We start from the raw sequence: 10,796 nt of genomic DNA on the forward strand, positions 1-10,796 counted from the left end.
TCCTCCCCGTGGTTCTGTCCAAGTGGCTCGATTGTCCCGTATGCGGGGCCGGAGCCGGACAGCGGGTCAGTCGCGCTTGCAGATGCGGTCCAGAAGGTTCGCGGTGGCTCGCTGGACGCGTGGGTCGACGTGGCCCGGGCGGTCCAGGGCCGGTGACCAGGCGAACGTTCCCGACGCGAAGACCAGGGCGCCGGAGGGGGCTCGGTACAGGGACGTCTCCTGGTGCCGCAGGACGCCGTCGTTGTCGGTGTACGGAGAGTGGGCGAGCAGGATGCGCTCCTCGTGGTCGGGGAGCGGGGTGCGCGGGAAGTAGCGGTCGGCCTCGCCCGCGACCAGGCCGTCGAGCGCGTCGCCCTCGTGTGCGCCGGTCGCGTCCCACAACCAGTGGTCGGCGTTGCGGACGATCAGGGGGTGGGGCTCGGGGACCCTGCCCGCGTACTGGATGCCGACCAGCTGCTGCTCGGGACGGTCGATCTCGCGCCACAGCGAGGGCTTGCCCGGGCCCTTGCGCTTGCGGCAGGTCAGCAGGCGGTCGGGGACACCTGACGGGGAGGGGCCCAGCTCCACCTGCCAGTACATGGTGTTGGCGGAGAGGAAGACGAGCGAGGTGCCGTACTCCCGGGCGAGTTCCACGGTGCGGCGCATGGCCGTCGACCAGTACTCGTCGTGGCCGGGGAAGACCAGGCCGCGGTAGCGGGTGGGGTCGACGCGGCCGGCGTGCAGGTCGCGGGCGTCGGCGTAGGCGAGGTCGTAGCCGTAGCGCTCCGCCCAGCGGATGAAGTCGTAGGCGTGGCCGACGTGGAGCGGGAGGCCCGCGCCGGCGTACGGGCGGTCGAAGGAGACCGTCGTCGCGGCGTCGGCCTCGCCGAGGAGGCGGCCCTGCTCGTCCCAGGCGTGGTAGAGGCTGGCTCCGGTGCGGCCGTCCTCCGGGTAGAGGTTGTAGGCCTGCCAGGTGATGTCGGGCAGGAGCAGTAGCAGGTCCGCGGGGTGCTGGTCACGGACGGTGAACGGGATGTGGGAGCGGTAGCCGTCGACGGTGGTGAGGACGGCGACGTACGCGCCGATGCTCCAGTGGGGCGGGATCTGGAGCCGCCAGGACAGCCACCAGTGGTGGCAGGAGACCGTGCGGTCGGCGGTGAGCGGGGGCGGCTGGACGATGCCGGACAGCCGGGGGCTGGTGGTGATCTTGGCGGCGCCGTCACCGCCGTAGTGGCCGATGCGGTAGATGTCGACGGCGAATTCCTGGGGCGGGTCGACGGTGACATGGAAGTCGACTGCTTCGCCGGGCGCGACCGCGCCGGTGGAGATGAAGCCCTTGATCTGGCGGTGGACGTCGTCGGCGGAGCGCGGACCGCCGCCGGGGGCGGGGCGAGGGGCGGGGATCCGGGGGGTGCCCTGCTGCGTCGCGTGGCCCGGGGCCGGGTCGACGTACCAGGGGACGACGTGGCCGGTGTCGTCGAAGTACGTCTCGCTGCCTCGGAGCCAGGGAACGGGGCCCTGGCCGAAGGGGTCCGTCACGGCGTGCGCCAGTGCTCCCGACTCCCAGCGACGGATCTGCTCCGATCCCATGCTCGCTCCCCTCCCTCGCTCCCCGGCTGTCGTATGTCGCAAGCGCATGCCATGTGCGCGTTCGGTCCCAGCACATCACATTACGCACGCATGCTGTCACTATTCGTTGCGAATTCGCCGAAAGTGGAACCGGGGGCTCCGACAGGAAGCTCGGCGGCCGTCAGACGAGGCGTACCGGCTTCTCCGGCCGTATCCCGCACTCGACCAGCCACGTCCGCAGCGGAGCCGGGTTGCCGTCCTCTATGAGGCTCAGGACTCTCGGCGTCAGGTCGGTCGTGCGTTCGCCGCCGATCAGCAGGGAGGGGCCGTCGAGCCAGTCGAGGCCGGGGGTGGCGCCGGCGGTGTCCATCGCGGCACAGCAGACCATCGCGGTGACGTGGTCGGCGAGGAGTTCACGGGGGGTGCGTGGGGGCTGGAGGGGGAAGAGCGGGAGAGCGCCGTCGTCCCAGAGGGCCATGTCGGGGCCCTGGCCCGCGATACCGGCGGGCGGCTTCCGTACCGCCGGGGCGTCGGCCTCTTCGCGGGCCAGTTCCGCGGTGAGCCCGGAGGCCAGCGCCATGCTCCGCTCGGTGCCGCCCCCGGGTGTCTCCTCGTCGCCCTCGGCGGCCATCGCCTCGTAGGGCTGCGGCGGGGGTTTCGGGGTGCTGGTGGGGCGAGTCGGGTCCGGGGCCGCCAGGTGGTCGAGTACGCGGGCCAGGGTGGGCCCGTCGCGGTGCGGTGCGGTGCGGTCGGCGCAGCGGCGGACGCCCAGCCTGTCCAGGACGCGGTGCAGACGGGCTGCGTCGGTGCGCCACTTGCGGTCGACGACCTCGTCCGGGTACTCCTGCCAGTCCACCGGGGCCCAGTCCGGGCCGGCCTCGGCGGGGCCGCCGTGGAAGAGACGGGCGGCCAGCAGCGAGGCGGCCTCGTCCACCAGGCCGGGCTCTTCGAGCAGGTCGCAGGCGGGGCGCTCGCCCAGGCGGGACGTGAAGCCCTCGGCGAGACGGTCGCGGCGGGACAGCTCGGTGAGGGCGGCCACCACCCCCGCGTCCAGGCGGGAGGGCCAGCGGCCCATCCGCCAGGCGGGCAGCGCGACCCGGGTCAGCAGTCGGTCCCAGCCCGCGTACGCCAGGCCCACCTGTTCCTGGGCGACGATCCTGAGTCCGTAGTCCACAGCCTGTGCACGCTCGGCGGCGGCTGCCGCCACGCCCCGCTCCATCAGCGCCGCGTGCTCCCGGCAGCCGCGCAGCAGCAGCCGGGCCACCCAGCCGATGCCGGCGCACACCACGCGGGACAGCGGGCAGCGGCCGGGCGTCGAGGCGACGGCCACCGCCGCGTCCAGGCCCCGCACGAAGCGGCGGGCGGCGGCTATGTCCGGGTGCGCCGAAGGTCCCGTACCGGCGACGACCGGGGCGAGAACCGCGCGCAGTTCGCCGACGCGCATCCACCACAGGAACGGGGAGCCGATCACGAGGACGGTGGCGGCGGTGCGGCGGGGCGGCCTGCCCAGGGCGGCCATCTCGTCGCGGTCGTGGCCGTCCGGCGGCGCGGGCGGGCCGTGCGGCGGGTGGGTGCGGTCCTCCAGCCAGCTGTCGCAGTCCGGGGTGAGCGCTATGGCCGACGGCGCGGGGACGTCGAGGCGGTCGGCGAGGTCGCGCACCAGCCGGTACAGATCGGGGGCCGACTCCTCGGCGATCGGGACCGTCGGGCTGACGGCGGGACGGGCCCTGGCCACCACCAGCGCGATGACGCCGGCGGCGAGCAGCACGAGCACCGCGACGGGGGTCACGATCCAGCGGGCGAGATCCCAGCCCCGGCCCACCAGGTGCCCGGTGGAACCGCCGGCCAGCAGGATCACCGCCACAGCGGCCGGCAGCAGGGCGACCGCCAGCGCCCGGCCACGGATGCGCAGCACGGCCAGGCCCCTCGAGCGCGCGGCCTGCGCGCCCACCTCCACACCGATCCCGGTCACGGCCGGACTCACCCCCTCCCTGCTGGCCTGGCTGTCCCGGCTCTCCCGGTTGTCCTGGTGAAGCTCACTCCCCCACTGTGGCACCCGCCACTGACATCGCAATGCCGGTGGGCCAAGTGCCCGAACGCTTGCGCCGCACCCTAGTTGGGGCTCCGGCCCCCGTCAGCCGGATAGGGCATCGGTCACTCGATGGAATGGCTTTGGTCAGAGGTGGACGACGGACAGCAAGGATCAGGCCCCGGATTTCTCCGGGGCCTGATCGACGGAAAAGGGGTGGCCGGCGTGAGCGGCGGCGGGGTTCGGGTGTTACGCGCCCGCCGCCGCCTTCGCCGCGATGTCCGTACGGTGCTGGGAGCCGTCGAGCCCGATGCGCGAGACCGCCTGGTAGGCGCGGTCACGGGCCTCGGAGAGGTCCTTGCCGGTCGCGGTGACCGAGAGCACCCGGCCGCCCGCGCTGACCACGACGTCGCCGTCGTGCTTCGTGCCCGCGTGCAGGACGTACGCGTGGGGGGCGTCCTGGGCGGCCACCTCGTCGAGGCCGGTGATCGGGTCGCCGGTGCGCGGGGTGTCGGGGTAGTTGTGCGAGGCGACGACCACGGTGACCGCGGCGTCGTCGCTCCAGCGCAGCGGCGGGAGGTCGTGGAGGGTGCCGTTCGCCGAGGCCAGCAGGACACCGGCCAGCGGGGTCTTCAGGCGGGCCAGGACCACCTGGGTCTCGGGGTCGCCGAAGCGGGCGTTGAACTCGATGACCCGTACGCCCCGGCTGGTGATCGCGAGCCCCGCGTAGAGCAGACCGGAGAACGGCGTGCCGCGGCGGCGCATCTCGTCGACGGTGGGCTGGAGAACGGTCTCCAGCACCTCGTCCACCAGCTTCGGGTCGGCCCACGGCAGCGGGGAGTACGCGCCCATGCCGCCGGTGTTCGGACCCTCGTCGCCGTCCAGCGCGCGCTTGAAGTCCTGGGCGGGCTGGAGCGGGACGACCGTCTCGCCGTCGGTGATCGCGAAGAGGGACACCTCGGGGCCGTCGAGGAACTCCTCGATGACGACGCGGTCGCAGGCGGCCGCGTGCGCCTTGGCCGCGTCGATGTCGGAGGTCACGACGACGCCCTTGCCGGCCGCGAGTCCGTCGTCCTTGACGACGTACGGGGCGCCGAACGCGTCGAGGGCCTCGGTGGCCTCGTCGGGGTTCGTGCAGACGTAGGACCGTGCGGTGGGGACGCCGGCCCGTGCCATGACGTCCTTGGCGAAGGCCTTCGAGCCCTCGAGCTGCGCGGCCTCCTTGGACGGGCCGAAGACCGGGATGCCCGCCTCGCGGACGGCGTCCGCGACGCCGGCGACCAGCGGGGCCTCCGGGCCCACGACCACCAGCTCGGCGCCGAGCTCCGTGGCCAGCGCGGATACGGCCGCGCCGTCCAGGGCGTCGACCTGGTGCAGCTCGGCGACCTCCGCGATGCCGGCATTGCCGGGGGCGCAGTACAGCGCCGTGACGTCGGGGTCGAGGGACAGGGAGCGGCACAGGGCGTGTTCGCGGGCGCCGCTGCCGATGACGAGGACCTTCACGGGGTCAGCCTAACGGGCACGGGCCAGGATGCTTTGTGCGGGCTTCCGAGGCGGAGGGGGCGGGGCGGTTGTGGGTTCCTCCAAGCCGGGGGCGCGGACGGGACCGTGGAGTCGGGTTCGGGTTCGGGCTCCGGGTCGGAGCCGCGTACCGGGTCGGCCTGGAGTCAGCCCAGGATTCAGCCCGGAGTCAGCCCCGGCCTCGGGCTCGGGGCCGGGGCCGGGGCTCGCGGACTACTCGTTCGAGATCTCCTCCACCACCGTCGCCCCGAGCTCCCGCACGATCAGTTCGTGCCCGGAGAGGGCCGACTCGTCGAGGTCGGGGTCGTCGTCCTCGGGGATGTCGTCCTCGGGGGAGACCGGAGGCGGCTCGGGGGCGGAGGACTGGGGGGTGGGAGCGGGGGTGGAGGCCGGGTAGGCCGACGTGTCGGCGGGTGCCGGAGTGGAGGACGCGGGCTGCGTGGGTGCCGGGCGCTGGGCGGCGGGGGCGCCACCGCCGTAGCCACCGGCCCCGCCTCCGTAGCCACCAGCACCGCCGTAGGCGCCGCCACCGCCTCCGTAGCCGGCGGGCGCGCCCGTCGCCGGGGGTGTCGAGGTGCCGCCCGACGGGTCGACGACCGCCTCGATCTTCCATTGGACGTTGAACTGCTCGGCCAGCGCCTGCCGCAGTACGTCCTCGCTGCCGCTGCTCGTGAAGTTGTCGCGGGCACCGGCGTTGACGAAGCCGAGTTGGAGGGTGGTGCCGTCGAAGCCGGCCACCTGGGCGTTCTGGCTGAGCAGGATCCAGGTGAACCGGCGGCGGTTCTTCACCGCCTCCAGGATGTTCGGCCAGAGATTGCGGGGGTCGAGGCCACCGGCGGGGGGCGCGTAGGCGGCGGACGCAGCCGGGGCTGGGGCGGCGGGGGCAGGCGTGGCTGGGGCAGGCGTCGCCGGAGGCCTGCTGCCGCCGCTGCCCGCGGGCGCTGCGGTGGGCCAGCCGCCCGGGCGTCGGCCACTGCCGACGGCCGTGGCGGTGGGCCAGGCGCCCGGGGGCGGCGTCTGCGTGCTCGCGTCGGCAGCGGCCGCGGCGTCCTGCGCCGGAGGCGCGCTGGTCGCGGCCGCGGCAGGAGCTGGGGTCGGGGCCGGTGCCTGAGGGGCGGCAGCCGGAACCTGCGCGGCGGCCGGAGCGCCCGTTCCCGGCGCCGGTGCACCCGTCGTCCCCGGACCCCGCACCGCGGCCCGGGCCGCCGCGGCCCCGCCCCCGGGCGGAATCGCCACACCGCCGGAAGGCTGCTGCTGGGCGGGCGGAGCACCGACCGGCGCCGCTCCCCCGTGCGCCTCGGGCCCGGGCACGTATGCCACCGCGGGCGCGCCGCCGGCGGAGAAGTTCACGCCGCGCTCGACGCGGTCCAGGCGAGCCATCACCGAACGTTCGTCGCCGTAGGCGGCGGGCAGCAGCACGCGCGCGCAGATGAGCTCGAGCTGGAGGCGGGGCGAGTTGGCGCCGCGCATCTCGGTCAGCCCTTGGTTGACGAGGTCGGCGGCGCGGCTGAGCTCGGCGGCGCCGAAGATGCCGGCCTGGGCCTGCATGCGCTCGACGACGTCGGCGGGGGCGTCGATGAGTCCCTTTTCGGCCGCGTCCGGCACAGCGGCCAGAATCACCAGGTCCCGGAGCCGCTCCAGCAGGTCGGCGACGAAGCGCCGCGGGTCGTTGCCGCCCTCGATGATGCGGTCGACGACCTCGAAGGCGGCGGCGCCGTCACCGGTGGCGAAGGCCTCGACGACGGAGTCGAGCAGCGAGCTGTCGGTGTAGCCGAGGAGGGACGTCGCCATGGCATACGTCACACCGTCCGCCCCGGCGCCGGCCAGCAGCTGGTCCATGACGGACATGGAGTCACGTACGGACCCGGCACCGGACCGCACGACGAGCGGCAGAACGCCGTCCTCGACAGGGATGGCCTCCTTCTGGCACACCTCGCCGAGGTAGTCCCGAAGGGTCCCGGGCGGCACGAGCCGGAAGGGGTAGTGATGGGTCCGCGACCGGATCGTCCCGATGACCTTCTCGGGCTCGGTGGTCGCGAAGATGAACTTCAGATGCTCCGGAGGCTCCTCGACGACCTTCAGCAGGGCGTTGAAGCCGGCCGGCGTGACCATGTGGGCCTCGTCGATGATGTAGATCTTGTACCGGCTGCGGGCGGGCCCGAAGAAGGCCTTCTCCCGCAGGTCACGGGCATCGTCCACACCACCGTGCGATGCGGCGTCGATCTCGATGACGTCGATGGACCCGGGCCCGTTCCGCGCCAGGTCACGGCACGAGTCGCACTCGCCGCACGGGGTCGGCGTGGGACCTTGCTCACAGTTCAGGCACCTGGCGAGGATCCGCGCACTGGTCGTCTTGCCGCACCCGCGGGGCCCGCTGAACAGGTACGCGTGATTGACCCGGTTGTTCCGCAGCGCCTGCTGCAGCGGGTCGGTGACATGCTCCTGCCCGATGACCTCGGCGAAAGACTCCGGGCGATAGCGGCGGTACAGCGCGAGAGACGACACACATACGAGGTTATAGGCGCCCACTGACAACCAGCCCCGCCCGCGAACGCAAGCGCCCCCCACGCACCCGCCAGAGCCGACCTACCCTTGCTGCCTTCCGGCCCTGGGGGAGTTCAGTCAGATAGCGCCGCGTGAGGGGCTGCTCAAACAGTACCCGATACCGGGGGTCGGGCAGTAACCGATGCCAGGGGTCGGGAACGAGTTCGCGAGCACTCCTCAACGTCTTGTATTGTTTGCGGCGGAGGATTCGCCTAGAGGCCTAGGGCGCACGCTTGGAAAGCGTGTTGGGGGCAACCCCTCACGAGTTCGAATCTCGTATCCTCCGCCAGTGCCTCACCGGGCACGATGTCGAAGGGCCCCACCGCTTGCGGTGGGGCCCTTCGACGTTGTCCGTTTCGGTTTCCGCCTCAGTTTCCGTCTCCGTCGGATTTTCCCGGGGCTCTGGACTCCTCCGGCTGGCAGCGCGGGCACCACACCGTGGTGCGGCTTGCCATACGGGACCGGCGTAGGTGGCCGTCGCAGCGCGGGCAGGTCGGGTCGGGGGCGTCGCGGTGGCCGGTGAGCCAGGAGGCACGCGGTGGGACGCGGCCGGCGGTGACCGCGGAGCGCAGGGTGCGGCGCATCTGTGAGTACAGGCGGCGGCGCTCGGCATCGGTGAGATCGTTCGCCCGGCGGGCAGGGCTCAGCCCGGCACGCCACAAGATCTCGTCGGCGAGCAGGTTGCCGAGTCCGGCCAGGACGGACTGGTCGGTGAGGACGGTCTTGACGCGGCCACGGCGTGCGGAGAGCGCGGCCTCGAAGTCCTCACGGTCGACCGCCATCGCGTCGGGGCCCTGGTCGTCCAGCAGCCGTGCGACGTCGGAGTCGTCGTCGGCCAGCCAGAGCCCCTGGAGCTTGCGCTGGTCGCGATAGCGGAGCTGACGGTCGCCGCTCACGGTGAACAGGACGCGGTCGTGGGCTTCTGCCGCATCGTCCGGGCGGCCGCAGACCAGGCGACCGGTCATGCCGAAGTGCAGCATGAGGGTCGGGCCGTCTCCGGTGCGGGCGAGCAGCCACTTCCCGTGCCGCTCCGGCTCGGTGAACCGCCGGCCTTCCAGCGCCTCGCGCAGCCGCCGCCTGCTCACGCCGTGCAGTACGCCCGCGTCGCGGACGTCGACGCGCTCGATGACCCTGCCCTTCGCACAGGACTCGAGCACCTTCCGGAATCCCTCGACATCTGGCAGCTCGGGCACGGGGTCCATCCTTCAACCGGCTGAGGCCCGGCGCGTCCTGGGCGCGGCCACAGGGGTCGGAACCGTCCGACCCGGCCTAGCGGCCGATCCGCACCTCCCGCGTCTCGCTCATCTGGTCCACCTCCGACACCCTGACCGTCACCTTCATCGTCCAGGTGCCGGGCAGCGGGAGGTTGAACGCGTCGGTCGCCCAATAGCCGCCCTTGTCCGTCACCTTGGTGTCGAGCGGGCCGATCTGCCGGCTGGGGAGGGTGAAGGAGATGCGCAGTTCGGGGACCGAGGACAGGCCGCCGTCGGGGCCGTAGACCACGGCCTCCACCGAGTTGTCGCCCACCCGGCCGGGGTCGAGCGTGACCTGCACCTTGCCCTGGGCGCCGGGGGTGCCGAGGTCGAAGGGGACCATGGTCACGGAGGCGGTGGCGATGCCGGTGGCGGACGTCCCCGACTCCGACTCCGCTGCCTCGGCCTCGGCGCGGCCGGGGAGGGTGCCCGTCAGCACCGTCGTGATCACCAGCACCACCACTCCGACGGCGACCTCGGCCAGCACGGAGCGGCGCAGGCCGCGCGCGGCACTGACGTCCGGCTCCGCCTCGGGAGGCGGTACCGGTCCCGGTCCTGGTCCCGGGAGCGGTGGTCCGCCCGCCATCTCCGGCACCCGTTCCCCCACGGCCGCCTCCGCCGACGCAGGCCGTGCCGTCCAGCGCCGCGAGTAGGACGCCGCCGTCAGCAGCAGCGTCACCGCGGCCAGCTTGAGGAGCAGGAGGCGGCCGTACGTCGTGCCGGTGAGCGTGGTCCAGGAGCCGAGGCCGCGCCAGGACTGGTAGACGCCGGTCACCACCAGGACGGTGACGGCCGTGAACGCGACGCGGGAGAAGCGGGTGACCACGTCGGCCGGGAGCGCGGTGCGGTGGAGCAGCGTCAGCAGGGCCGTCAGGCCGCCCAGCCAGACCGCCATCGCCAGCAGATGCAGGGCCGAGGACGTGATCGCGAGCGGGACCTGGATCCCGGCCGACGCGTGCTCGGCGGCCGCCCAGGTCAGGGCCAGGCCGACGGCGAGCGCGGCGGCGGACGCGGGGGTCACGCGCGAGAGGCGACGCCTGCGTGCCCGTACGAGGACCACGGCCGCCGTGGCCAGCAGGGCCAGGCGGGCCAGGAGCAGCACGCCCGTTCGGCCCGTCAGTGTGCGGGCCAGGGCGGACGGGTCGAGGGCCGTCGCCGGGCCCGTACCCGCCTCGTACGGGGCGCGCAGCACCAGCAGGACCGCGGTGGACGCCAGGAGGATCCACCAGCCCACGACGAGCGGTTTGCGCAGCGGGGCGGTGTCGGGCGGGCGGCAGGCCAGGACGAACGCGGCCGTGCCGATGAAAAGGGCCGCGGCGAGGTAGGCGGCGTAGCGGGCGATGTCGTAGAGGCCGGCGGTGGCCGGGTCCTCGGTCGGGCCGGTGTTCACCGCGGCCGTGGCCGGGGTGGGTTCGCCGACGGAGAAGGTGAAGGCGCCGGAGACCGGGTGGCTGTCCGCCGACACCACCCGCCAGGCCACGGTGAAGGTGCCCTTGCCCAGCTCGGCGGGCAGGGTGACCCGGGCCGTGTCCGAGCTGCCCGCCGCGTGTTGCGGTTCGCCGGTGCGCACCCGGTGGTTGTCGGGGTCGAAGACGCGGAAGGAGTCGTCGAGCAGGCCGACGGACTCGGTGAAGGTCAGGGTGATGTCACGGGGGGCCGCCTTGAGGACGGCGGCGTCGGCGGGGTCGGTGTCGCGGAGGGCGGCGTGGGCCGAGGCCGGTCCCGCGCTGCCGAGGAGGAGCAGGACCAGCACGGTGCCCAGCAGCACCAGCCCTTGAAGTCGCCGCTTTCCGTGCCGTGCGCCGTCCCGTGGTCCGCCATCGCGCCGTTCGCTCACGTCACCGCTCCGTCTTCGGACTCGTGTGCTCCGGGATACGTACGGACGCGAGCCCCTGTCGTGC

Annotated in this window: 6 protein-coding genes, 1 tRNA gene and 1 other RNA gene; 1 reads left to right on the forward strand and 7 read right to left on the reverse strand. The window is 73.5% G+C overall.

What is annotated here, in order from left to right; translation table 11 throughout:
* Positions 1 to 66 precede the first annotated feature (66 nt).
* The 5 genes from ACFY16_RS10670 to ffs all read right to left on the reverse strand — a co-directional run bounded on the left by ACFY16_RS10670 (position 67) and on the right by ffs (position 7,747).
* Complete coding sequence (locus ACFY16_RS10670; protein ID WP_390646745.1) at positions 67 to 1,569, reverse strand: N,N-dimethylformamidase beta subunit family domain-containing protein; 1,503 nt, start codon at positions 1,567 to 1,569, stop codon at positions 67 to 69.
* A gap of 160 nt (positions 1,570 to 1,729) precedes the next feature.
* Positions 1,730 to 3,520: a hypothetical protein gene (locus tag ACFY16_RS10675; protein ID WP_390647230.1), complete on the reverse strand. Its 1,791-nt coding sequence runs from the start codon at positions 3,518 to 3,520 to the stop codon at positions 1,730 to 1,732.
* 306 nt (positions 3,521 to 3,826) lie between these two features.
* Positions 3,827 to 5,080, reverse strand: a complete 1,254-nt coding sequence (gene purD / locus ACFY16_RS10680) for a phosphoribosylamine--glycine ligase (RefSeq protein ID WP_390646746.1) — start codon at positions 5,078 to 5,080, stop codon at positions 3,827 to 3,829.
* A 231-nt stretch (positions 5,081 to 5,311) separates the two neighbouring features.
* Entirely contained in the window at positions 5,312 to 7,603 is a 2,292-nt protein-coding gene (locus tag ACFY16_RS10685) for a DNA polymerase III subunit gamma and tau (RefSeq protein WP_390646747.1), read from the reverse strand.
* A gap of 45 nt (positions 7,604 to 7,648) precedes the next feature.
* An RNA gene (gene ffs, locus ACFY16_RS10690) (signal recognition particle sRNA small type) lies at positions 7,649 to 7,747 on the reverse strand.
* Between the two features lie 96 nt (positions 7,748 to 7,843).
* Between ffs and ACFY16_RS10695 the strand changes: the two genes are divergently transcribed.
* Positions 7,844 to 7,931, forward strand: a tRNA-Ser gene (locus ACFY16_RS10695).
* 79 nt (positions 7,932 to 8,010) lie between these two features.
* On the opposite strand, the gene ACFY16_RS10700 is transcribed toward ACFY16_RS10695, so the two are convergent.
* Together ACFY16_RS10700 and ACFY16_RS10705 are read right to left on the reverse strand one after the other, a co-directional pair.
* Positions 8,011 to 8,835 carry an Fpg/Nei family DNA glycosylase gene (locus tag ACFY16_RS10700; protein ID WP_390646748.1) on the reverse strand — a complete coding sequence of 275 codons (825 nt, stop codon included), beginning with the start codon at positions 8,833 to 8,835 and terminating at the stop codon, positions 8,011 to 8,013.
* 76 nt (positions 8,836 to 8,911) lie between these two features.
* Entirely contained in the window at positions 8,912 to 10,663 is a 1,752-nt protein-coding gene (locus tag ACFY16_RS10705) for a copper resistance CopC/CopD family protein (protein ID WP_390647231.1), read from the reverse strand.
* Between the last annotated feature and the right edge of the window lie 133 nt (positions 10,664 to 10,796).

This window comes from Streptomyces sp. NPDC001315, assembly GCF_042896175.1.
Lineage (GTDB): Bacteria > Actinomycetota > Actinomycetes > Streptomycetales > Streptomycetaceae > Streptomyces.

Excerpts from the sequence above, each read along its gene's own strand:
- ACFY16_RS10670 (WP_390646745.1), bottom strand. The coding sequence starts at position 1,569 with ATGGGATCGGAGCAGATCCGTCGCTGGGAGTCGGGAGCACTGGCGCAC.